Origin of the sequence: Agromyces sp. Root1464, assembly GCF_001427265.1 — a bacterium.
Classification (GTDB): domain Bacteria; phylum Actinomycetota; class Actinomycetes; order Actinomycetales; family Microbacteriaceae; genus Agromyces; species Agromyces fucosus.
In genome coordinates this window covers 86607-107262 of the sequence record NZ_LMFU01000001.1, presented here as the reverse complement: position 1 = coordinate 107262, position 20656 = coordinate 86607, and the positions used below count along the sequence as shown (strand labels likewise).

Genomic DNA, 20656 nt, shown 5'->3' with positions numbered 1-20656 from the left:
CATTAGGAACTGGATGTTCCTATATGCACCGTACCGTCGAAGACATGAAGAACACCACCTCTCCCGCCGACATCCGCCCGTTCACGATCGACATCCCCCAGGCCGACGTCGACGACCTCATGGAGCGACTCGCGCGCACTCGGCTGCCGCAGCCGGCGCCGACCGACGACTGGGACGCCGGCACGCCGAACGCCTACCTCCGCGAGGCCGTCGAGGCGTGGCGCGCGTTCGACTGGCGGGCCGCCGAGGCGCGCATCAACGCCGTGCCGCACTTCACGACCGAGGTCGACGGCCAGCCCATCCACTTCATCCACGTGCGCTCGGAGCACCCCGGAGCGACCCCGTTGCTCCTGGCGCACACCTACCCCGGGTCATCCGTCGACTACCTCGATCTCATCGACCTGCTCGTCGACCCCGTCGCGCACGGCGGCCGCGCCGAGGACGCGTTCGACGTCGTCATTCCGGATGCCCCCGGCTACGGCTTCTCGAACCCCGTCGCCGAGCCCGGCTGGACCACCGCGCGAGTGGCCCGCGCGTACGACGAGCTCATGCACCGGCTCGGATATGCCGAGTACGGCATCCACGGGTCCGACAACGGCGCGCTCGTCGCCCGTGAGCTCGGGCTCGCGAAGCCCGAGGGCTTCCTCGGCCTCCACGTGCTGCAGCTGTTCTCGTTCCCGAGCGGCGACCCCGCCGAGTTCGAGCGACTCGAGCCGCAGGACTACGCGGGACTCGAGCACATGCAGTGGTTCCAGTCGGTCGGCGGCTACAACACCATGAACGCGAGCCGGCCCCAGACGGTCGCGGTCGGGCTCAGCGACTCGCCGATCGCGCTCCTCGCCTACAGCGAGCTCTTCAACTCGTTCGGCAACGGTACCTCGCTCGTCACCCTCGAGCAGATCGTCACCGAGGTGAGCGTCAACTGGTTCGCGAATGCCGCCGCCGGTATGAGCCGCAGCTACCTCGACAACGCGCGCGCCGAGGCCGAGCCGCAGGTGAACGATGCGCCCACCGGCGTTGCGGTCTTCAAGGACGACTTCCAGACGATCAAGGTCTTCGCCGAGCGCGACAACTCGAACATCGTGCACTGGAGCCGGTTCGAGCAGGGCGGTCACTACGCGGCGCTCGAGGTGCCCGCGCTCGTCGCCGGCGACATCCGGGCGTTCTTCGCCGGGCTGCGCTGACGACGAACCAGCAGAGCGGATGCTGCGGCTCGAGCCGCGGCATCCGCTCTGCTGTTCACACCGACGGCGTCGTCGGCCGGGAATCCGCCGGGCGCGGTGCATCGAGCGCCGCTCGCGCGAGCATCGTCGACCCGGCGACCGCAGCCGGCATCGCGATCACCGCGCCGAGCGGCACCATGAAGCACAGCTGGGTCGCGACGCCGAACCCGAGCATGCGCGCACGATGGCCGCGGAGCGCTACCTTGCGATCGGCCGCGGTCATGCCTCGGGCCTCGAACGCACGCCCGGTGAGCTCCCGGGCGAGCAGCCAGCCCGACAGTGTCACCCCCAGGACCGGCGCGGCGACCGTTCCGACGATCGGCACGAGGCCGATCAGGCCGACGGCGAGTGCCGAGACGACGCCGAGCGCGATGAGCGCGGCGGCGTCGCCCGCGGCCCGCCAGAAGCCCGCGCCCCGATCGGGTACCTCGCCGCCGAGCTCGACCTCGACCGCCCGCCAGATGCGTTCGTAGAACGGATCGCCGACCGCGAGTGTCAGCGCGGTGAACGTGACGGCCGCGAGCAGCACGGCGCCGGCGAACGTCACGGCGGCGATGGCGATGCGCAGCGACGCGGTCCAGAACGCGTCCCACCGCTCGGCGAAGGGCGTCGCCCATTCGACGATCGCCGGCAATTGGATCCCGAGCGCCACGAGCGCGGCGAGCACGGCGGCGAAGACGATCGCGGCGGGGATCAGCCCGAGTGCCATCACGCCCGGCCGGCGGCCCCAGAATCCGAAGCCGCGCAGCAGCAGGCCGGCGCCGGAGAGGAATCGCCTGAGCATCGCACCAGCCTACGGCCGGGTCGCGTTCGGAGTCGGTCCGCGGCACCCGCTTGACGCGCGCCCGCCGACGTGCTCGCATGGCGGCATGGAGCAAGCGAAGGCCGCGACATCCGACCTCATCGACGACGACCGCCTCGACGACCTCGAGCGGGAGTTCGTCGGTCGAGTGCGCGGGCGCGTGCTCGAGATCGGTGCCGGTGAGGGCGAGAACTTCGGCGCCCTGCACCTCGACGTCGAGTGGATCGGCCTCGAGCCCGACGCCGAGCGCCGCGCGGAGCTCGCGAAGCGCGCACGGGAATGGGGGCATCAGGCCGCGCCACTCGATGCCATGGCCGAGGCGATCCCGCTGCCAGACCGCTCCGTCGACGCGGTCGTCGCGACCTACGTGCTGTGCTCGGTGGCCGACCCGTCGGTCGCACTGGCGGAGGTGCGTCGAGTGCTCGTGCCCGGCGGACGGGTCGTCTTCGTCGACCACGTCGCGGCGCCGCCCCGTACGGCGAAGCGGGTGGTGCAGCGCATCGCGACCCCGTTCACGGCGAGGTTCTGCCACGGATGCCACTGGGACCGCGATACCGCTCGAACCCTCGTGGAGGCGGGCTTCGTCGGCGACGACGTGCGGCCGTTCCGCGTCCGGTCGATGCCGTTCGGCCCCGTGCCCACCCTGCTCTTCGACGGCCACGCGCCGTGAGTCGGCTGCGACCGGCGGTGGCCCGGGGCATCCGCTCGACTAGCCTCGGAACATGAGTCGTACCGTCTGGACCGTCATCGGCGTGATCGTCGCCGTCGTCATCGCGTGGTTCCTCGTCGACGTGCTGTTCAGCCTGCTCTGGTTCATCGGCAAGCTCGTGATCGTCGCCGTGGTCGCGGTCGTCGTGTTCTTCGTGCTGCGGAGCGTCTTCGCCCGCCGCGACGGGCCCGACTCGATCGAGCGCTGAGCCCCTCAAGCACAGCGGGACCACTCGTGTCGCACCGGACCCGAGATATCACGGGTCCGGTGCGACACGAGTGGTCCCGTCATGGGGCCACCGGGCTCAGGCCGCAGGTGCGGCCGCCTCGGCGTGCTCGGTCGCCCAGGTGAGGGCGTACTCGGCGACCTCCTCCCAGCCGTCCTGGCTGACGATGCGGTGCGTGCGGCCGGCGAACTCGCGGTACTCGACGATGGCGGGGCTGCCGGTCGCGTGGTACTTCTTCACGATCGCCTTGCCGATGGCCGGCGGCACGACATGGTCGATCTCGCCGGTGATGACGAGCAGCGGCGCGCGGTCGGTGCGGCCGTAGTCGACGTGGCTGACGCCGCCCTTCTCGTTGAAGGCGCCGGCGACGCCCTCGAAGAACACCCGGTTGTACGAGTTGACCGCGAACTCCTCCCAGAGGCGATCGGATGCCTCGCGGTCGAGGTCGTTGCCGAACGTGAAGTGGAAGTGCCCCTTCGAGAGCGGCTTGGCGCCGTTCTTCGCGAACGGGTTCGAGAGGATCGGTGTGCCGGTCCAGAGGGTCGAGGCCGGCAGGGTCGTGATGCCGGCGGGCTGGCCGGGGGTGACGCCGACGTAGGCGACGCCGAGGCCGCGGTCGGCGAGCATCTGGGTGAGCAGTCCGCCGAAGGAGTGGCCCATGATGATGGGCTTCTGGGGGAGTGCGCGGATGATGCGCTCGTAGTGGTCGGCGATCTGCGCGAGGCCGATGCCCTCGAGCGGCTCGGGGTTCGAGCGGATGTCGGCGACCTCGCGGTCGTCGATGCCGGGCCAGCCCGGAACGATGACCTCGTGGCCGCGGGCCCGGAAGTACTCGGCCCAGGTGTTCCAGCTCTTCGGGGTCATCCAGAGTCCGTGGATGAGGACGATGGGGGTCTTGGTGGCGGTCATGTTCTCTCTCCTTCAACTGCGTCCCACCCTTTGGTAGAACGATCGTTCTGTCTCTGTCTGTGAAGTTACTCCCGGCTCCATCTCATGTCAAGCAAAAAGAGAAAGATCGTTCTATCATTTACCTCATGGCAACACGAACGACTTCAACCGGCAGCTCCCTCGCTCGCGAGAAGCTGCTCGCCACGGCGTCGGAACTCTTCTATCGAGAGGGCATCCACTCCGTCGGCGTCGACCGCATCATCGGCGAGGCCGGCGTCACCCGCGCGACGTTCTACCGGCACTTCCCGAGCAAGGAGGACCTCGTCGAGGCCTACCTCGAGGTCGAGGACGCCAACATCCGGGGCGCGTTCGCGGCCGCCGAGGCATCCGGAGCAGCGCCGAAGCAGCTCGTGGGCCTCGTGATCGACGGGCTCGCCGACGACGTCGCGCGCCACCACACCCGGGGATGCCCCTTCATCAACGCCGCCGCCGAGTACCCCGCCGCCGACAGCGGCGTGCGCAAGGCCGTCGCCGAGCACCGCGAGTGGTTCCGCTCCGAACTCGAGTCGGTGCTGTCCGCGGCCGAGGTGCCCGACGCCGAAGGGGCGGCAGGCCAGCTCGTGCTGCTGCGCGACGCGGCCATGGTCGGCGGCTACCTCGACGGGTGGGAGCGCGTGCGCCCTGCGTTCAGCGCCGCTGCGGCTCGAGCCGCCGGCGTGCAGGAGTGACGATGATGGTCACCGAACTCGACGTGCCCCTTCGCGACGGCGGCAGCCTGCACGCCTACGACACCGGACCGGATGCCGCGTCGCCGCTCACGCTCGTCTGGCACCACGGCTCCCCGCAGACCGGCGCGCCGCTCGAGCCCGTGCTCGCCGCGGCATCCGCTCGTGGCATCCGCCTCGTCTCCTATGGGCGCCCGTCGTACGGCGGCTCGACCCCGCGCCCCGGCCGCGACGTCGCCTCGGCGGCGGCGGATGTCGCGGCGATCGCCGACGCGCTCGGCGTCGAGCGGTTCGCCGTGATGGGCGCCTCGGGCGGCGGCCCGCACGCGCTCGCCTGCGCGGCCCTGCTGCCCGAGCGCGTCACGGGCGCGGTCACGCTCGCGGGCATCGCGCCGCGCACCGACGCCTACGACTGGTTCGCGGGCATGACCGCCCCGGGCGGCCTGCGTGCCGCCGTCGAGGGGCGCGCCGCCCGCGCTGCGTTCGCCGCCGATGCGGAGTTCGACCCGTCGCAGTTCCTGCCCGTCGACTGGGCGGCCCTCGAGGAGCGCTGGGCGTCGCTCGGCGCCGACGCCGCACGCGCCGGTGAAGCCGGGCCCGGCGGCCTCATCGACGACGACGTCGCCTTCACCTCACCGTGGGGCTTCGACCTCGGGCGCATCGTCGCTCCGGTGCTCCTCGTGCAGGGCGATGGCGACCGGGTGGTGCCGTCGAAGCACGCCTCGTGGCTCGTCGCGCACATTCCCCGCGCCTCGCTCTGGATGCGCCTCGACGACGGCCATGTCTCGGTGCTCGACGTCGTGCCCGACGCGATGGACTGGCTGCTCGAGCGGCGCTGAGTGAGCGCTACCCCAGGCTCTCCAGCGCCTCGCGCGCCTCATCGGCGTCGACTTCCGCGGCCTCGGCGTCGCGGGCGGCGCGATCCCGCTCGCGGGTGACCGTGCGCTTCGCCCGATCGGCCTCGGCCATCTCCGCCTCGACCTTGCGCAGTTCCGCGTCGAGTTCGTCGCGGCGGGACGCGAGATCGCGGTGCTCGCGGTCGGCATCGGCGAGCCGCGCATCGAGGGCGTCGAGCGCAGCGGATGCCGCGGCCGCCCGCTCCTCGGCCTCCGCGACCGCGCGCTCGGCGCGCCCTCGAGCCACCTCGGCTCGCTTCGTCGCTGCGGCGCTCAGCAGACCGGGGGAGTCGCCCGCGTGCGCGTCCCGAGCCGGTTCCGTGCGAGGTGCCGGCCCGCCCGCGACGGCGTCACTCAGGTCGACCTCGACGCCGACGGCCTCGAGTGCCCGCACGAGCCGGCCCGTGCGCACGGCGTCGGCGGCAGCGGCATCCGACATCGCCGCCTGCAGCGTCTGGGCGACCTCGTCGAGCACCGGCGTGCGCACTGGGGAGCCGAGCTCGTCGGCGAGTGCTCCGGCCTCGTGCGCGAGCGTCGAGACGAGCCGCCGACGTTGCCGGCCGAGCTCGGCGAGCTCGACGGCACTGAAGCTGCCTTGAGTCTCACGGGCCTCGGCGCCGAGTTCGAGGACCGCCTCGACCTCGTCGGATCGGTGCCGCACGAGCTGGTTCACGAGCCAGGCGGCGGGGGAGGGGCGCCGGAGTTCGCGGATGCGGGCCGCGAGCGCGCGATCGTCGGCGGCGACGGTCTGCGCCCGCGCGTTGCGCCGGGCGGTGAACTCGTCGGGGCGCATCGCGTACAGCGCCGTCGCGGCGTCATCGAGCCTGTCGTCGAGCGAGTCAACCGGCGCCATGCGTCATCCTCCGCTCGGCTCCTCGATCGCGGGACGAACGCTCCCGACGCCCCACCCGTACGAGAGCTTGTGCGCCTCGAGCACGAAGAACGACTCCGTCGAGACGACGCCCGTGATCGCCGCGATGCGTCCGTTCAGCATGTCGATGAAGTGCGGCACGTCTTCGCAGATCACCTCGGCCATCACGTCGAAGCGGCCCGTGGTGTGGATGACGTAGCTCGTCTCGGGGAGCTCGGCGAGCGCCGCACAGACCGAGCGGGCGGTGCCGGGTGTCACGCGGATGCCGATCATCGCCAGCCGGTCGAAGCCGATCGCGAGCGGGTTGGCGATGCCGACGATCTGCAGGATCCCGGCGTCCTCGAGTCGCTTCGTGCGGTAGCGCACCGACGAAGCCGGCACTCCGAGGTCGTCGGCGAGACGCTGGAACGACCGGCGCCCGTCGACCTGGAGGGCGGCGATGATGCGACGGTCGATGTCGTCCATCTCGAATGGTGCGGCCATGCAACGAACCTAGCGCCAGCACGGTGCCGGGTGAGGGGGCAACGCGCACCCGGCACCGCGCCTTCTGCAGCGATGAGTGAATCTGCTGAGAATGGCGATTCGTGATGAAAGAGGAACCTTCACTGTTGATTCAACAAAGATTCTCGTAACTGTTGTGCATTCGGCAGATTCCGGTGAAGATGACTCTCAGATCGACACGAGCAGCCGTGGACTGCACTCGACGGAGAGTGCGACACCCATCATGAGCACCGAATCTCCGGCCATGCCGACGCGCGGCCATCATCGCGATCGCGGCCGTTGCGCTTCCACTGATTCGACTACGAAGGAGTAGCACCCATGGAGAACATCAGCCGTCGCGGGCTCTTGATGGGCGGACTCGCCGCCGCCGCAGGTCTCGCCGATGTCGCCGCCGGCGGGCAGCCGATCGGCCCCGGGAACGGTCATGGCAACGGGACGCCCTCGCTGAAGCACGCGAAGGGCGACAAGAATGCCTGGGACGTGATCGTGGTCGGGGCCGGCGCGGCGGGTATCGGCGCGGCACGGCGCCTCACAGACCAGAACCCCGACCTGCGCGTCGTGATCGTCGAGGCCCGCGACCGGATCGGCGGCCGCATGTACACCGACCGGACATCGATGGGCATCCCGGTCGAGCGCGGCTGCGAACTCGTCCATGGCGGCCCCTACGCGTCGACGTACCCGTGGATCGAGCAGGCCGGGTTCGACATGCGGATGTTCCAGAACAATTACATCCGCCAGGCTGATGCGCCGATGTCCTCGCCGTCCGCCCAATGGCATCAGTGGGACTCTCCGACCTCCTGGCTGTTCCCGCTGGGAATGCCGGAGGCGCTCAACCCGTACGACCCGGCTGGGCAGAACCTCCCGCTGCCGACCGTGGTCGACGGCGAGATGGCCGACGCGTACCTGCTGCGCCTCGGAGTGACGGCCGCGAACACGCCGACCGGGCTCAACTACGAGTTGACCGATGACAGCGAACCGCTGTACGCCACGGCCGCCGCTCGCGTCGCCGCACCGCTCCGGGACTGCATCCGGTACACGCTGCATCCCGACCAGGCGCCGGAGCCGGAGATCCTGGATCCGAACGATTCGCGCTACGACGACGGAGACTACAAGATCATCGGCGGCTACGACCAGCTGCTGCACTTCGTCGCCGGCGACGTTCCGGTCATGTTGCGGACCGTGGTCCAAGAGGTCGGATACACCACCAACGGTGTCGAGCTCCTCACCTCCAAGGGCACGATGTTCGGACGCCGAGTCGTCTTCGCCGTCCCCGCGGGAGTCATGCAGCGCCGCGACATTGCGTTCACCCCCGGCCTGCCTGCCGCAAAGTGGGCCGCCTTCGACGCGTTCGAGTACCACGACATCTTCAAGTGCGTGCTCGAGTTCAAAGAGAGGGTGTTCACGCCCAACGGCACCGATAACTGGGGTTACGCCGAATCGATGGACCACTTCCCGACCACGCTTTGGAACGCCTCGATCGCCTACCCGGGCTACAAGGGTCAGGTCATCGTCGGATGGGAGACCGGCGCGGCAGCACGAGAACTCCACGCGCTCCCGCTCGAGCAGAAGTATCAAGCCGTGCTCGAGGTCGTGCGAAAGTCGGCAGGTGACCCCGGCCTGCAGTACCACAAGGCCGTGATGACGGACTGGGCCAACGAGCCCTACTCATGGGGCCCGTACGGCAGCGGCGGCAGCTCGAGCGACATGGCCGCAACCGTCGGCGGCGTCCTGTACTGGGCAGGCATGCGCACCAGCACCGTGTCGTCGTCGTACTCGTCCGGCGTCACTCAGGCTGATCAACTCCTCCTGGCTCTCTAGGCCGGGTCGAGCTCACTCGATCGACCCGTCGAGCGCCGCCAGGAGCGCGTCGAGGGCCGGGCGCTGGCCGGTGACGAGCAGCTCGCGCGCCTCGAACACCGGTGTCCATCGCGCCTCGTCGATCTCGGGGAACCGCTGGCGGCGCCCCGAACGCGGCGGCCACTCGATCTCGAACAGGTTGGACCGCAGCTCGTCGATCTCGAAGTCGGAGGCGCGGCAGGCGAACACCCGCACGGTCTTGCCCGAGGTGTACCGGAACGTGCCGAGGTCGATGACCTCGGATTCGGGCGCGGGGGCACCGATCTCCTCGGCGAACTCGCGCCGGGCCGCGACGAGCGGATCCTCGTCGGTGAACTCGCCCTTCGGGATCGACCAGGCGCCCGCCTGCTTGCGCGCCCAGAATGGCCCGCCCATGTGCCCGATGAAGACCTCGAGCCCTCGGAGCTCACGGAGGTCGCGGTAGAGCAGCAGGCCCGCGCTCGTCACCGGCACGGTGCACCGCCTCGCCCGGGGCCGCTCGCAGCGGCCGGGAGTAGCGTGGGTCGAATCAGCCGGAGGAGGAGCACATGGCACGCATCGTGATCATCGGGGGCCACGGGAAGATCGCCCTGCAGCTCGAGCGCTTGCTCGCCGACCGCGGCGACGAGGTCGACGCGATCATCCGCAATCCCGACCACGCGGGCGACGTCACGGCCGCCGGGGCACGCCCGGTCGTCGCCGACATCGAACGGCTCGACGTCGACGACCTCGCCGAGATCCTGCACGGCCACGATGCCGTCGTCTGGTCGGCGGGAGCCGGCGGGGGCGACCCCGCACGCACGTACGCCGTCGATCGCGACGCGGCGATCCGCTCGATGGCGGCCGCCGAGAGCGCAGGCGTCATGCGGTACGTCATGGTGTCGTACTTCGGCTCGCCCGACCACACCGTGCCCGAGGGCAACTCGTTCCGCGCCTACGCCGAGGCGAAGGCGGCGGCCGACGAGCACCTCGCGGGCACGGCCCTCGACTGGACGATCCTCGGCCCGAGCACGCTGACCGACGGCGAGGGCACGGGCGCCATCGACGTCGGGCCGCCGAGCAGCGGCACGGTCGACCGAGCGGATGTCGCGGCCGTCGCCGCCGAAACGGTGCACCGCGACTCGACGGTGCGCCGGACCGTCCGCTTCAACGGCGGTGGCACGCCGATCGCCGAAGCGCTCGGCTGACCGACGCCGATCGAGCGCTGTCACGGGCGCCGGGACGATCAGTGCTCGCGTGGTCGTCGGATCAGCGACCAGAGCGCCGCGAGCCCCAAGAGGCCTCCGACCGCGAAGAACGTTCCGAGAATCGACCAGATCACCGTTTCCGTCGACATCGCCCACCTCCATGTCAGTGGGTTCATTCTGCACGCGGGCGCTCGCGACCGCCAGCATCCGGTGCGAGCGACGGTCGCGTGTCAGCCGAGCATCACCGAGTTGCGGTCGTTGGGACTGACGCGCACCGGCAGTACGGCGCCGGGCTGCCAGTTGTGCAGCGCGCCCTCGGCGATGACCGTCTGGTAGAGCGTTCGATACGGCGAATCGCCCGGCAGGGTCACGTCGAGTTGCACGGCGTAGACGATTGTCTCGCCGAGGCGCTTGCCGGTGTCGGTCAGCGAGACGACCGTTCCCGAGCCCTGGATCATCTGGCCGTAGGCCGCCATGTTGGTGAAGGGATTGGCGACGGCAGCGCCGTGCGTGCCCGTGACGTCGTTCGGCCCGAGCCCTGCGAATTGCTCGGCCAGGTCCGCCGACTGGCGCAGATTCTCGCGGTAGTCGGTGTTGACCGTCTGGGTATAGCCCGCCTTGGTGAGGCGGAAGAGGTCGCGGAACACGCCCATTCGCGGCTCGATCAGCTCGTGAAGGCGGTCTTGTTCGGGTCGGCCGGATCGACCGCGATGTCGTGCACGCTGCCCTCGGCGTAGTTGGCGAGGAACTGGGGTGCGAGCATCTCGCGCTTCTGCACGGTGTAGGGCTCGCGGCCGGGAAGCGTCACCTCGATCTCGAGCTGGTACCACGGGTTGCCCGAGATGCGCTCTCCGGTGTCGACAGCGCTCTTGATCACCGAGGTGCCGGGCTGACCGATCGCGATGATGCGATTGAGCTCCTGGCCGTAGGCGTTCAGCACGTCGTGGTCGGCCGACATGGCGGCGCTCACCTCGCTCGCATTGGCCATGGTGACGGGAGTTCCGTCGGTGTACCCGGCGTCGCGCATCGCCTGGTTCGCGAGCTCCTGCGCGGCTTGCGCCTGCGCCGCCCAGTCCTGCCCTGCCGCCTGGCCCGTGGCCTGGCTGCCGGCCTGGGTGAATGCGTTCTTCGCCTTGTCGAACAAGCCCATCTGCGGTGTCCCCTCGTCTCGGCGCCCGAATCGGGCTCGGTCGCACCCACCTTCTCACAACGAGGGTCTCGCACGGTCGGCTGTTGCGTGAACATCTCCGGGCGGGCGTCAACCCGTTGACCGCAGGGCGGGCGCGGCGCACGCTGGAGAGATCCCGACCGCGGAGGACATCATGACCGATCCACGAGAAACGACGCAACGACACGATCCTCGCAACGTCGACGCGGGCGTCCGAGACCCGGCCGACGACGAGCGCACCGCGGCCGACGAGATGGAGACGGCGGAAGAGGATGCCGCGCAGGACGCGGATTCCCAGGGCGACGACCCCAACGACTTCGAGGCCGACAATGCGGTCGAGGCCGATTCGCTCGAGACCCTCGATCCCGACAACCCGCCGGCGTAGCGGCTCGGCCCGTTCTGCTCTGAGCGGATCGAGCTGACGGCGAGCGGATGCCGCGGCTAACCTCGCGGCATGGGCAAGGTCGTCGAGTTCACACGGGTTCCTGGTTCGCAGACGTCGAAGCCGAATGCGGATGGGGGCGCTGCGAAGCCCCTGTGGCGGCACGCAGTCGGCGAGGTGCTGCGCGTCGAACGCCTCGGGCAGGAACGGATCCTGACCGAGGTCGCTGCGGCGGCCGGCGTCTCGCCGCAGTACCTCTCCGAGATCGAGCGCGGTCGCAAGGAGCCGTCGTCGGAGGTGCTCGGCTCGGTCGCCGAGGCACTCGAGCTCGACCTCGTCGACATCGTGCAGCGCGTCGGCACCCTGCTCGGGGAACGTCGGGAGCGCGAGCGGCGCACCGCCGAGCATCGGGAGCTGCTGCGCATCGAGACCTCGTTCGCGTTCCGTGCCGGGGAGCTGGCACCGTTCGACGTCGACGCGCAGCATGCGCTCGCGGCACTCCCCGACGCCGCGTTCGGGGACGCGGCGACGAACGCGTACCTCCTCGCCGCCTGAGCCGTCCGCCCGGCGTGAGGGCCGCGGCGGCGTGACCGCGCCCTCGCCGGGCCCTATCCGCGCATCGCCGGCACCATGACCTGCGCCGTCAGCACGTGGTCGGCGAGGCCGTACTCGACGGCGGCCGCGGCCGGCAGGATGAGGTCGCGATCGGTGTCGTGACGCAGGGTCATCGCGTCGCGACCGGTGTCGGCGGCGAGGGCGGCCTCGAGCTCGGCGCGCACGCGCACGACCTCGTCGGCGTGCAGGATCAGGTCGGGGATCGTGCCGCGTCCCTGCGTCGACGGCTGGTGCAGCACGACGCGGCCGTGCGGCAGGATCGCCCGCATGCCCTTCGCTCCGCCCGCCAGCAGCACCGCGGCCGGCCCGCCCGCCTGGCCGACGCACGTCGTCGCGACATCCGGCCTGATGTGCTGCATCGTGTCGTAGACGGCGAGTGCTGCACCGGGCGAACCGCCGGGGGAGTTCAGGTAGAGGCTGATCGGCGTTTCGCTCGACTCCGAGGCGAGGTGGAGGAACTGCGCGATGAGCACGTTCGCGACGCCGTCGTCGATCTCTGTGCCGAGGTAGACGATGCGCTCCGACAGCAGCCGGCTGTAGACGTCGAGCGAGCGCTCGCTGTTGCCGCGCTTCTCGACGACGTAGGGGATCGTGTAGCTCGTCATGACGTTGCTCCTGTTCCGGCGCCGGCCTGCAATCCGACCAGGGGCCGGTCGCCCCCGGGGAACATCTCGCCGAAGCCGTGGGCGATGGCGTCGACGAAGCCGTAGTCGACGGCTTCGGTCGCGGAGTACCAGCGGTCGCGGAGGGAGTCCTCGGCGATGCGCTCGATGGGCTGGCCGGTGTTCTCGGCGGTGATGCCGAGCACCGTGTCGCGCGTGTACCGCAGGTCGTCGGCCTGCAGCTCGATGTCGACCGCGGTGCCGCCGATGCCGGCGGAGCCCTGGTGCATGAGGATCCGCGAGTGCGGCAGCGCGAAGCGCTTGCCCCTCGTGCCCGCCGAGAGCAGGAACTGGCCCGCGCTCGCCGCGATGCCGACGGCGATCGTCGAGACGTCGTTCGGGATCGAGCGCATGACGTCGGCGATCGCGAGCATCGCCGAGACCGAGCCGCCGGGCGAATTGATCCAGAAGCGGATGTCGCGGCGCGGGTCGTCGGCCGCGAGCGTGACGAGCTGCGCGATGAGGCGGTTGCCGCCCGCCTGGTCGAGCTCGTCTCCCAGCACGATGATGCGCTCGTGGAAGAGGCGCCTCGTGAGTTCGGCGTCGATCGGATGGATCGGTGGGGTGTCGTGTTCGCTCATGTCCCCAGCGTGCGCGCCGCGGGCGAGGCGCGGGGCGGATGCCGCTGACAGCAGTGCTGCTGCGAGCAGTGCTGCCGAGAGCAGCGTGCGCCGCGGCATCCGTGACATTGCGGGTCGTCCGCCTCGGCAGGGGCTCGGGCGGTCATGTCAAAATACTCCGGTGACCCGCCTCACCGACCCGACCGCGCATCACGCGACTCGTCGACGCATCCGGTGGCTGCCCGTCGCGCTGGCCGTGTTCGCCGGGATCGTGCTGCTCGGCGGGGTCGTGCTGCTTGCGATCTGGTTGCGCGCCCAGCCCGCCGTGCAGGAGTTCCTCACGCGGTACCCCGGCACGACGCCGTTGCCCGAGGGGGCGCCGGTCGGCATTCCCTCATGGCTCGGCTGGCAGCACTTCCTGAACGCCTTCTTCCTCGTGCTCCTCGTGCGCTCGGGCCTCCTGCTCAAGAAGGGCGGCCGCCCGCCGGCTCGCTGGGTTCGCAACAACGACGGGCTCATCCGCACGAAGAACCCGCCATGGAAGGTCAGCATCCACCTCTGGCTGCACTACACGGTCGATGTGCTCTGGGTGCTCAACGGCATCGTCTTCATCGTGCTGCTCCTCGTCACCGGGCAGTGGATGCGCATCGTGCCGACGAGTGCCGACATCTGGCCGAACGCCGTGTCGGCAGGGTTGCAGTACGCCTCGCTCGACTGGCCGGTCGAGCACGCCTGGGTCAACTACAACAGCCTGCAGCTGCTCAGCTACTTCGCGATCGTGTTCGTCGTCGCGCCCCTCGCGGTGCTCACCGGGCTGCGTCTCTCATCGGTCTGGCCGCAGCGGGCGGAGCGGCTGAACGTCGTCTACCCGGCGAAGCTCGCACGGGCCGTGCACTATCCGGTGATGCTCGTGTTCGTCGCCTTCGTCATCGTGCACGTGACCCTCGTGTTCGCGACGGGTGCGCTGCGCAACCTCGACGCGATGTACGCGAGCCGCGATGGCGCGTCGTGGCTCGGCTTCGCGATCTTCGCGGTGTCGCTCGCCGTCATGATCGGCGGCTGGTTCGCCGTTCGACCGTCGGTGCTGAAGCCCGTCGCGAGCCGCATGGGCACCGTCACCCGCTGAGCGATGGGGCGGCGCGGGGCATCCCTGAGCGTCGGATAGGTAAGGCTGGCCTCAGAAGAAAGTCGCGTTGATCTGCGGAAAACAGTCCCTTCCCTGCTGCGTCCTCGACCTTCCCGGGCGTACCATCGCCGTATCGAACCGCGGTACACCGCACTGGGAGGTCACCATGAGCATGACGCTCGACGAACTGCCCGCCGTCGCCGAATGCTCGGTGGCCGGATGCTCCTACAACGACCATTCGCACTGCCATGCCGCCGCGGTCACGATCGGCGGCTCGGTCGGCGATGCGGAGTGCGCGACCTTCATCCCGCTGGGAGCCAAGGGCGGCCTCGACAAGGTCGTGACGCACGTCGGCGCCTGCCAGCGTTCGGAGTGCGTGCACAACGAGTCGCTCGAGTGCACCGCGCCGTCGGTGCGCGTCGGCCCCGGCGCGGTTGACGCCGACTGCCTCACCTACGACCCGCGCTGAGCCAGGGAGCTCGACGAGCGAGGGCGTCAGGCCACGACGTGGTCGACGGGGCCCTCGCTGAACTGGCACGACGTGGCTGAGAGGCGTGCCTCGGGGTCGAGCCGTGCGAGCACCGCGCCCGCGATGACGTAGAGCTGTTCGAGCTGCTCCGGCGCAAGGGCGTCGAGCACGTTCGCCCGCACCGTCTCGACGTGGCCGGGCGCGGCCTCCGAGATCAGGGCGAGGCCGGCGTCGGTGATCGTCGCGTTCGTGGCCCGGCGGTCTTCGGGGCACGGGAAGCGCTCGATGAGCCCGCGCTCCTCGAGGCGCTTCGCGACGTGCGAGAGGCGGGGGAGCGTCGCGTTCGTGCGCGAGGCGAGCTCGGTCATGCGCATGGTGCGCGAGGGTGCCGCACCGAGCGCCATGAGGGCGCCGTACTCGAAGTGCGTGAGCCCGGCGTCGCGCAGCAGCTGCGCGTCGAGGGCACCCGGGAGCAGCTCGGCGAGCGCCACGAGGCGCACCCACGCGGCCGACTCCTCGGGGGCGAGCCACCTCGTGTCATCCGTCATGCCCACGAGTCTACCGCATTGGTTGACGCAACAACTGAATGAGCGTAGAGTGTTGGTTGTCGCAACAAGTAAACGCGTCGAAGGGCGCGGGGAGGAAAGACATGACGACCGTCAGCATCATCGGAAACGGCAACATGGGCACCGCCATCGGCGGCATCGTCGCCGCAGGGGGCAACACCGTCGAGTTCATCGGGCGCGATACCGCCCAGCAGATCACCGGCGACATCGTCGTGCTCGCGGTGCCGCACTTCGCGATCGACGAGATCGTCGCCGCGCGCGGCACCGAGCTCGCCGGCAAGGTCGTGGTCGACATCACGAACCCGCTCGACTTCTCGACGTTCGACTCGCTCGTCGTGCCCGCCGACGGCTCGCGTGCGAGCGAACTCGCAGCAGCCCTGCCCGACGCGAAGGTGCTGAAGGCGTTCAACACCAACTTCGCCGCCACGCTCGCCGCGAAGACCGTCGGTTCGAACCCCACGACCGTGCTCATCGCCGGTGACGACGACGACGCGAAGCTCGCCCTCGCCGAGGTCGTGCGCGCGGGCGGCGTGAACGCCGTCGACGCCGGCCGCCTCTCGCGTGCTCGCGAGCTCGAGGCCGTCGGCTTCCTGCAGCTCACCCTCGCCGTGCAGGAGAAGGTCGGCTGGGACGCCGGCATCGCGCTCGTCGCCTAGCCCGGCTCGCGGGTCTCCCGCGTCAGACCTCGCTGCGCAGGTAGGCCAATTGCGCTCGAACGGATGCCTCGGCTGCAGTGCGCACCGAGGCATCCGTGTCGGCGTAGACGAGGTCGGTCACGGCGGCCGTCGATGCATCCGGACCGAGTTCGCGCAGCGCCGCGCGCACCTGGTCGAGCCGCTCGGCCCGGTGCGCGAGGTAGGCGCGGCAGATCTCCGCGAGGTCGGGGAGCACGGGGCCGTGGCCCGGCAGCACACCCACCGGGACCGGTGCGCCGAGGACGGAGAGCCGGTCGAGCGAGTCGAGGTACGGGCCGAGGGCGCCGTCGGGATCGGCGATGATCGTCGTGCCGCGGCCGAGGATCGTGTCGCCCGTGAGCACCGTGCCGCGGTCATCGTCGCCATCGATGAGGCGGTCGCCGGGCAGCGAGAAGCACACCGAGTCGGCCGTGTGCCCGGGGGTCGCGACCACGTCGATCTCGAGGCCGGCCGCCCGGATGCGCTCGCCGTCGACCAGCGGCGCCCCGGCCAGACAGAATGCCGGGTCGATCGCGCGCACCGGGGCATCCGTCATCGCGTGGAACGCCTCGAGCGACTCGGTGTGGTCGGGATGGTGGTGGGTGACGAGCACGAGCTCGACCCTGCCGGAGCCCGCCAGCGCCGCGAGGTGCGCGGCGTCCGACGGGCCGGGGTCGACCACCACGACGGCGTCGGATCCGGGTGCTCGCAGCACGTAGGAGTTCGTGCCGTCGAGGGTCATCGGCCCGGCGTTCGGGGCCCGCACGAGACGAGCGAACGTCGACACGCGGTCACCGCCGGCGGGAGCCCGACCCGTGCCGGAAGCGTGATCCATGCGGGAAAGTGTATCGGCGACGCCCGTGCGCACCGGCGTGCCGAGTCATAGTCTGAGGTGATGAACAGCGAGCTGGAGTCACTGACGAACCCGGCGGCCACGGGCGCGGCCGCGACCGTCGTGCTGCTGCGCGACGGCGAACGCGGCGTCGAGGTGCTGCTCGCCGAACGCCCGCGCGATCGCGGCTCGTTTCCGGGAGCCTGGGTCTTCCCGGGCGGCGCGGTCGACGAAGCGGATGCCGCGGGCGACCCCCTCGACGGCATCGATGCCGCACGCCGTGCCGCCGTGCGCGAGACCTTCGAGGAGGTCGGACTCGTGCTCGACGGTGACGAGCTCGTGCCGTTCTCGCACTGGACGCCGCCCGCCAACGCCCCGAAGCGACTGACCACGACGTTCTTCGCCGTGCGGGTGCCCGACGGCGAGCTGCGTCTGGCCCCCGACGAGGTCGAGGCGGCCGCGTGGCTGCGTCCGACCGATGCGCTCGACCGGCACGCGGGCGGCGGCATGACGCTGTGGCCGCCGACCTGGGTGACCCTGCACGGCCTGTCGCACGCGGCATCCGTCGACGAGGCGCTCGCCGAACTCCGCAGCGGCTCGGTCACGCCGTTCGTCGCGAAGGCGGTCGACGACGGGCAGATGATCCTCTGGCAGGAGGACGACGAGTTCGTGGCCGAGCACAAGCGGGAGGCCCGCGACCCCTCGGTGCCCGACGACGGACCCGATGCCGACGGCAATCGTCACCGCCTCATGATGGACCGGCTGCCGTGGATCTACATCAACACCCTCGGCGCAGGGTTCTGACCCCGTGACCGACGTCACGGTCGTCGGCAGCGGGCCCAACGGGCTCGTCGCCGCAGTGGTCGCCGCGCGGGCCGGGCTCTCGGTGCGGGTGGTCGAGGCGGCGCCGACGATCGGCGGCGGCCTGCGCACCGCCGAGCTCACGCTGCCCGGCTTCCGGCACGACGTGTGCTCGACGGTGCATCCGGCCGGCCTCGCCTCGCCCGTGTTCCGGAAGCTCGGCCTCCTCGACGACATCGACTGGGTCGTGCCCGAGATCTCGTACGCGCACCCGCTCGACGGCGGCCGCGCCGGCGTCGCCTGGCGCGACCTCGATCGCACGGCCGACGGCCTCGAGGCCGACGGCGCCGCCTGGCGCAGCCTCCTCGCTCCGCTCCTCGCCCGCAGCCGCGGGGTCGTCGACTTCACGGGATCGCAGCTGCTGCGCGTACCCCGCGACCCGATCGCGGCCCTGCAGTTCGGCCTGCGCGCGCTCGAACAGGGCACGGCAGCGTGGAACATCCGTTTCGTCGGGGACGTCGCGCCCGCGCTCTTCAGCGGCGTCGTCGCGCACGCGGCGGGCGGCATGCCCTCGCTCGCCTCCGCCGGCGCCGGGCTCCTCATCGCGATGCACGGTCACGGCGCCGGATGGGGACTCCCGGTCGGCGGTTCGCAGACGATCGCCGACGCACTCGCCGACGAACTCCGCGCGCGCGGCGGCGAGATCGTCACGGATGCCCCGGTGGCCTCGCTCGCGGAGGTCACGGGTTCGCGCGCGGTACTGCTCGACACCTCGCCGGAGCTGCTCTTCACCGCGGAGCTGCCCGGCCGCTACGCGCGGGCCCTCCGTCGATACCGCTACGGCTCGGGCGTGGCCAAGGTCGACTTCGCGCTGAGCGGCCCGGTGCCGTGGCGCAACGCCGAGGTTCGGCAGGCCCCCACCGTGCACCTCGGCGGCAGCCGCGCCGAGATCGCGGCGGCCGAGAACGCCGTCGCCCGCGGCTTCCAGCCCGGCGTCGCGGGCGTCGGGGGAGCGGAGCATCCGTACGTGCTCGTCACCCAGCCGACGGTCGCCGACCCGACCCGCGCGCCCGAGGGCAAGCACGTGCTGTGGGCCTACACGCACGTGCCCGCGGGGTCGACGCTCGACGCGACCGAACTCGTCACGGCCGAGGTCGAGCGCTTCGCGCCGGGCTTCCGCGACGTCGTGCTCGCCTCGGCGTCGAGCTCGGCGGCCGAACTCGGCCGGTACAACGCGAACTACGTCGGCGGCGACATCTACTCGGGCGCGCTCACGATGGCGCAGCTGCTGAAGCGGCCGGTCGTCTCGCCGAAGCCCTGGCGCACGCCGGTCGACGGCGTCTACCTCTGCTCGAGCGCGACGGCTCCCGGCCCCGCGGTGCACGGGATGAACGGCTGGTTCGCCGCGAAGCTCGCCCTGCGCGAGCGCTTCGGCCTGCGCTGACAGCGCCGGTCGGCGTAGCGTTGGGACGTGGACTGGACCGATTGGTTCGACGCGCACGACTACGAGATCGCACGGCAGATCCTGCAGCGCGGAGTCGGTGCGCTCGCCTTCGTCGCCTTCCTCTCGACACTGAACCAGTTCCGACCGCTGCTCGGCGAGCACGGCCTGCTGCCGGTGCCCGAGCTGCTGCGCCACGCGTCGCGGCTCCGCGGGCCGAGCGTCTTCCGCTGGGGGTACTCCGATCGGAGACTCGTCGTGGTCGCCGTCGTCGGGCTCGTGCTCGCGGCATCCGTCGTGGCAGGTCTGCCGCAGCTCGGACCGCCGTGGGTGCCGCTCATCGTCTTCCTCGTGCTCTGGATCCTCTACCTGTCGATCGTGAACGTCGGCCAGACCTTCTACGGCTTCGGCTGGGAGATGCTCCTCTGCGAGGCGCTCTTCACGGTGGCGTTCCTCGGCTCCGACCAGACGCCGCCGCCGCTGACCATCGTCATCGCCGTCTGGTGGCTCGTGTTCCGCCTCGAATTCGGCGCGGGCATGATCAAGATCCGCGGCGGGCGCGAGTGGCGCGACCTGACCGCGCTCATGTACCACCACGAGACGCAGCCGATGCCCGGCCCGTTCAGCCGGCAGGCGCACCTGCTGCCGAAGTGGTTCCACCGCGGCGAGGTGCTCGGCAATCACTTCGCGCAGCTCGTCGTGCCGTTCCTGCTCTTCGTGCCCGGCCCGGTCGGCTCGTCGGCCGCGGCGATCGTGATCCTCACGCAGCTCTGGCTCATCGTGACCGGCAACTTCGCGTGGCTCAACTGGATCACGGTCGTGCTCGCGGCATCCGCCGTCACCGACTCGGCCTGGCACTGGCTGATCCCCGCGATCCCCTCCGATCTGGGCACGGATGCCGCGGCGACGCCGATCTGGTGGGCGGTCGTCGTGCTCGGGGCATCCGCTCTGCTCATCGTGTTGAGCTTCTGGCCGATCAGGAACCTGTTCTCACGGCGCCAGCTCATGAACGCCGCGTTCAACCGCTGGATGCTCGTGAACGCCTACGGCGCCTTCGGCACGGTCACGAAGCGGCGCATCGAGATCGTCGTCGAGGGCACCCTCGTCGAGACCCCCGGCGACGGCACCGAGTGGCGGGAGTACGCGTTCAAGGGCAAGCCCGGGGCGCTGGGGGCCATCCCGCGGCAATGGGCGCCGTACCATCTGCGACTCGACTGGCTCATGTGGTTCCTGCCGCTCGGGCGCATGTGGGAACCGTGGTTCGAGGTGTTCCTCCTGCGACTGCTCCAAGCGGACGCACCGACGCTCGCGCTGCTCGACACCGACCCGTTCGGCGGCGCCGCCCCGCGCTGGATCCGGGCTCGGGCCTACCACTACCGGTTCACGACGCGGGCGGAGTTCCGGCAGACGGGTGACCGCTGGGTGCGCACGTTGGAGGGCGAGGTCGTGCCCGCGTCGGGGCTCGGCTGACGCAACCGCTCTACAGATTCGGAGGT

Annotated in this window: 26 protein-coding genes; 15 read left to right on the top strand and 11 right to left on the bottom strand. The window is 70.7% G+C overall.

Annotation, left to right across the window (positions count from 1 at the left end; translation table 11 throughout):
- Positions 1-44: 44 nt before the first annotated feature.
- Positions 45-1184, top strand: coding sequence for an epoxide hydrolase family protein (locus ASD23_RS00520; protein ID WP_056007479.1), 1140 nt, complete (start codon positions 45-47; stop codon positions 1182-1184).
- A 55-nt stretch (positions 1185-1239) separates the two neighbouring features.
- On the opposite strand, the gene ASD23_RS00515 is transcribed toward ASD23_RS00520, so the two are convergent.
- Positions 1240-2007 (bottom strand): EI24 domain-containing protein, encoded by a 768-nt coding sequence (locus ASD23_RS00515; protein ID WP_056004926.1) that lies wholly within the window; start codon positions 2005-2007, stop codon positions 1240-1242.
- 85 nt (positions 2008-2092) lie between these two features.
- Here ASD23_RS00515 and ASD23_RS00510 point away from each other — a divergent pair, with 85 nt between their 5' ends.
- Together ASD23_RS00510 and ASD23_RS00505 are read left to right on the top strand one after the other, a co-directional pair.
- Complete coding sequence (locus tag ASD23_RS00510; RefSeq protein ID WP_056004924.1) at positions 2093-2695, top strand: class I SAM-dependent methyltransferase; 603 nt, start codon at positions 2093-2095, stop codon at positions 2693-2695.
- A 52-nt stretch (positions 2696-2747) separates the two neighbouring features.
- Positions 2748-2942 (top strand): hypothetical protein, encoded by a 195-nt coding sequence (locus tag ASD23_RS00505; protein WP_056004922.1) that lies wholly within the window; start codon positions 2748-2750, stop codon positions 2940-2942.
- Positions 2943-3038: 96 nt separating this feature from the next.
- On the opposite strand, the gene ASD23_RS00500 is transcribed toward ASD23_RS00505, so the two are convergent.
- The gene (locus ASD23_RS00500; RefSeq protein WP_056004920.1) at positions 3039-3869 is read right to left on the bottom strand and encodes an alpha/beta hydrolase; all 831 of its coding nucleotides are present in this window, start codon (positions 3867-3869) and stop codon (positions 3039-3041) included.
- Positions 3870-3994: 125 nt separating this feature from the next.
- On the opposite strand from ASD23_RS00500, the gene ASD23_RS00495 reads away from it, so the two are divergent.
- The gene (locus ASD23_RS00495; protein ID WP_056004918.1) at positions 3995-4576 is read left to right on the top strand and encodes a TetR/AcrR family transcriptional regulator; all 582 of its coding nucleotides are present in this window, start codon (positions 3995-3997) and stop codon (positions 4574-4576) included.
- Between the two features lie 2 nt (positions 4577-4578).
- Positions 4579-5412 carry an alpha/beta fold hydrolase gene (locus tag ASD23_RS00490; protein WP_327019768.1) on the top strand — a complete coding sequence of 278 codons (834 nt, stop codon included), beginning with the start codon at positions 4579-4581 and terminating at the stop codon, positions 5410-5412.
- 7 nt (positions 5413-5419) lie between these two features.
- Here ASD23_RS00490 and ASD23_RS00485 read toward each other — a convergent pair whose 3' ends face one another.
- Both ASD23_RS00485 and ASD23_RS00480 read right to left on the bottom strand, forming a co-directional pair.
- Entirely contained in the window at positions 5420-6322 is a 903-nt protein-coding gene (locus ASD23_RS00485) for a hypothetical protein (protein ID WP_056004916.1), read from the bottom strand.
- A gap of 3 nt (positions 6323-6325) precedes the next feature.
- Entirely contained in the window at positions 6326-6823 is a 498-nt protein-coding gene (locus tag ASD23_RS00480; protein WP_056004914.1) for an Lrp/AsnC family transcriptional regulator, read from the bottom strand.
- Between the two features lie 336 nt (positions 6824-7159).
- On the opposite strand from ASD23_RS00480, the gene ASD23_RS00475 reads away from it, so the two are divergent.
- The gene (locus tag ASD23_RS00475; RefSeq protein WP_056004912.1) at positions 7160-8659 is read left to right on the top strand and encodes a flavin monoamine oxidase family protein; all 1500 of its coding nucleotides are present in this window, start codon (positions 7160-7162) and stop codon (positions 8657-8659) included.
- 12 nt (positions 8660-8671) lie between these two features.
- Here the strand turns inward: ASD23_RS00475 and ASD23_RS00470 are convergent, their stop codons facing one another.
- Positions 8672-9151 carry an NUDIX domain-containing protein gene (locus ASD23_RS00470; RefSeq protein WP_056004910.1) on the bottom strand — a complete coding sequence of 160 codons (480 nt, stop codon included), beginning with the start codon at positions 9149-9151 and terminating at the stop codon, positions 8672-8674.
- A 74-nt stretch (positions 9152-9225) separates the two neighbouring features.
- Here ASD23_RS00470 and ASD23_RS00465 point away from each other — a divergent pair, with 74 nt between their 5' ends.
- Entirely contained in the window at positions 9226-9864 is a 639-nt protein-coding gene (locus ASD23_RS00465; RefSeq protein ID WP_056004908.1) for an NAD(P)H-binding protein, read from the top strand.
- Positions 9865-10094: 230 nt separating this feature from the next.
- On the opposite strand, the gene ASD23_RS00460 is transcribed toward ASD23_RS00465, so the two are convergent.
- Positions 10095-10517, bottom strand: a complete 423-nt coding sequence (locus tag ASD23_RS00460; RefSeq protein ID WP_056004906.1) for a hypothetical protein — start codon at positions 10515-10517, stop codon at positions 10095-10097.
- 11 nt (positions 10518-10528) lie between these two features.
- Positions 10529-11014 (bottom strand): hypothetical protein, encoded by a 486-nt coding sequence (locus tag ASD23_RS00455; RefSeq protein WP_056004905.1) that lies wholly within the window; start codon positions 11012-11014, stop codon positions 10529-10531.
- Positions 11015-11186: 172 nt separating this feature from the next.
- On the opposite strand from ASD23_RS00455, the gene ASD23_RS00450 reads away from it, so the two are divergent.
- The gene (locus ASD23_RS00450) at positions 11187-11417 is read left to right on the top strand and encodes a hypothetical protein (protein WP_056004903.1); all 231 of its coding nucleotides are present in this window, start codon (positions 11187-11189) and stop codon (positions 11415-11417) included.
- A 69-nt stretch (positions 11418-11486) separates the two neighbouring features.
- The gene (locus ASD23_RS18480) at positions 11487-11969 is read left to right on the top strand and encodes a helix-turn-helix domain-containing protein (protein WP_082571067.1); all 483 of its coding nucleotides are present in this window, start codon (positions 11487-11489) and stop codon (positions 11967-11969) included.
- Between the two features lie 53 nt (positions 11970-12022).
- Here ASD23_RS18480 and ASD23_RS00440 read toward each other — a convergent pair whose 3' ends face one another.
- Positions 12023-12634 carry a ClpP family protease gene (locus tag ASD23_RS00440; RefSeq protein ID WP_056004901.1) on the bottom strand — a complete coding sequence of 204 codons (612 nt, stop codon included), beginning with the start codon at positions 12632-12634 and terminating at the stop codon, positions 12023-12025.
- A complete protein-coding gene (locus tag ASD23_RS00435; protein WP_056007471.1) occupies positions 12631-13272 on the bottom strand; it encodes a ClpP family protease in 642 nt (213 codons plus the stop codon). The genes ASD23_RS00440 and ASD23_RS00435 overlap by 4 nt, the downstream gene beginning before the upstream one ends.
- Positions 13273-13432: 160 nt before the next feature.
- Here ASD23_RS00435 and ASD23_RS00430 point away from each other — a divergent pair, with 160 nt between their 5' ends.
- Positions 13433-14377 (top strand): cytochrome b/b6 domain-containing protein, encoded by a 945-nt coding sequence (locus ASD23_RS00430; protein WP_442854313.1) that lies wholly within the window; start codon positions 13433-13435, stop codon positions 14375-14377.
- Positions 14378-14543: 166 nt separating this feature from the next.
- Complete coding sequence (locus tag ASD23_RS00425) at positions 14544-14846, top strand: DUF1540 domain-containing protein (RefSeq protein ID WP_056004900.1); 303 nt, start codon at positions 14544-14546, stop codon at positions 14844-14846.
- 26 nt (positions 14847-14872) lie between these two features.
- On the opposite strand, the gene ASD23_RS00420 is transcribed toward ASD23_RS00425, so the two are convergent.
- The gene (locus tag ASD23_RS00420) at positions 14873-15394 is read right to left on the bottom strand and encodes a MarR family winged helix-turn-helix transcriptional regulator (protein WP_056004898.1); all 522 of its coding nucleotides are present in this window, start codon (positions 15392-15394) and stop codon (positions 14873-14875) included.
- 101 nt (positions 15395-15495) lie between these two features.
- Between ASD23_RS00420 and ASD23_RS00415 the strand changes: the two genes are divergently transcribed.
- Positions 15496-16068, top strand: coding sequence for an NADPH-dependent F420 reductase (locus ASD23_RS00415; RefSeq protein ID WP_056004896.1), 573 nt, complete (start codon positions 15496-15498; stop codon positions 16066-16068).
- A 22-nt stretch (positions 16069-16090) separates the two neighbouring features.
- Here ASD23_RS00415 and ASD23_RS00410 read toward each other — a convergent pair whose 3' ends face one another.
- Entirely contained in the window at positions 16091-16921 is an 831-nt protein-coding gene (locus tag ASD23_RS00410; RefSeq protein ID WP_082571065.1) for an MBL fold metallo-hydrolase, read from the bottom strand.
- Between the two features lie 60 nt (positions 16922-16981).
- On the opposite strand from ASD23_RS00410, the gene ASD23_RS00405 reads away from it, so the two are divergent.
- Genes ASD23_RS00405 through ASD23_RS00395 form a run of 3 tightly spaced genes read left to right on the top strand, consistent with a single transcriptional unit; the run spans position 16982 to position 20630 of the window.
- Positions 16982-17722 (top strand): NUDIX hydrolase, encoded by a 741-nt coding sequence (locus ASD23_RS00405; protein WP_056004894.1) that lies wholly within the window; start codon positions 16982-16984, stop codon positions 17720-17722.
- Between the two features lie 4 nt (positions 17723-17726).
- Entirely contained in the window at positions 17727-19163 is a 1437-nt protein-coding gene (locus ASD23_RS00400; protein ID WP_056004892.1) for a phytoene desaturase family protein, read from the top strand.
- Positions 19164-19190: 27 nt separating this feature from the next.
- Positions 19191-20630, top strand: coding sequence for a lipase maturation factor family protein (locus ASD23_RS00395; RefSeq protein WP_056004890.1), 1440 nt, complete (start codon positions 19191-19193; stop codon positions 20628-20630).
- The last annotated feature ends 26 nt before the right edge of the window (positions 20631-20656 follow it).

Coding starts and splice junctions, on each gene's coding strand:
- ASD23_RS00520 (WP_056007479.1), top strand. CDS start 45: ATGAAGAACACCACCTCTCCCGCCGACATCCGCCCGTTCACGATCGAC.
- ASD23_RS00515 (WP_056004926.1), bottom strand. CDS start 2,007: ATGCTCAGGCGATTCCTCTCCGGCGCCGGCCTGCTGCTGCGCGGCTTC.
- ASD23_RS00510 (WP_056004924.1), top strand. CDS start 2,093: ATGGAGCAAGCGAAGGCCGCGACATCCGACCTCATCGACGACGACCGC.
- ASD23_RS00505 (WP_056004922.1), top strand. CDS start 2,748: ATGAGTCGTACCGTCTGGACCGTCATCGGCGTGATCGTCGCCGTCGTC.
- ASD23_RS00500 (WP_056004920.1), bottom strand. CDS start 3,869: ATGACCGCCACCAAGACCCCCATCGTCCTCATCCACGGACTCTGGATG.
- ASD23_RS00495 (WP_056004918.1), top strand. CDS start 3,995: ATGGCAACACGAACGACTTCAACCGGCAGCTCCCTCGCTCGCGAGAAG.
- ASD23_RS00490 (WP_327019768.1), top strand. CDS start 4,579: ATGATGGTCACCGAACTCGACGTGCCCCTTCGCGACGGCGGCAGCCTG.
- ASD23_RS00485 (WP_056004916.1), bottom strand. CDS start 6,322: ATGGCGCCGGTTGACTCGCTCGACGACAGGCTCGATGACGCCGCGACG.
- ASD23_RS00480 (WP_056004914.1), bottom strand. CDS start 6,823: ATGGCCGCACCATTCGAGATGGACGACATCGACCGTCGCATCATCGCC.
- ASD23_RS00475 (WP_056004912.1), top strand. CDS start 7,160: ATGGAGAACATCAGCCGTCGCGGGCTCTTGATGGGCGGACTCGCCGCC.
- ASD23_RS00465 (WP_056004908.1), top strand. CDS start 9,226: ATGGCACGCATCGTGATCATCGGGGGCCACGGGAAGATCGCCCTGCAG.
- ASD23_RS00460 (WP_056004906.1), bottom strand. CDS start 10,517: ATGGGCGTGTTCCGCGACCTCTTCCGCCTCACCAAGGCGGGCTATACC.
- ASD23_RS00455 (WP_056004905.1), bottom strand. CDS start 11,014: ATGGGCTTGTTCGACAAGGCGAAGAACGCATTCACCCAGGCCGGCAGC.
- ASD23_RS00450 (WP_056004903.1), top strand. CDS start 11,187: ATGACCGATCCACGAGAAACGACGCAACGACACGATCCTCGCAACGTC.
- ASD23_RS18480 (WP_082571067.1), top strand. CDS start 11,487: ATGGGCAAGGTCGTCGAGTTCACACGGGTTCCTGGTTCGCAGACGTCG.
- ASD23_RS00440 (WP_056004901.1), bottom strand. CDS start 12,634: ATGACGAGCTACACGATCCCCTACGTCGTCGAGAAGCGCGGCAACAGC.
- ASD23_RS00435 (WP_056007471.1), bottom strand. CDS start 13,272: ATGAGCGAACACGACACCCCACCGATCCATCCGATCGACGCCGAACTC.
- ASD23_RS00425 (WP_056004900.1), top strand. CDS start 14,544: ATGAGCATGACGCTCGACGAACTGCCCGCCGTCGCCGAATGCTCGGTG.
- ASD23_RS00420 (WP_056004898.1), bottom strand. CDS start 15,394: ATGACGGATGACACGAGGTGGCTCGCCCCCGAGGAGTCGGCCGCGTGG.
- ASD23_RS00415 (WP_056004896.1), top strand. CDS start 15,496: ATGACGACCGTCAGCATCATCGGAAACGGCAACATGGGCACCGCCATC.
- ASD23_RS00410 (WP_082571065.1), bottom strand. CDS start 16,921: ATGGATCACGCTTCCGGCACGGGTCGGGCTCCCGCCGGCGGTGACCGC.
- ASD23_RS00405 (WP_056004894.1), top strand. CDS start 16,982: ATGAACAGCGAGCTGGAGTCACTGACGAACCCGGCGGCCACGGGCGCG.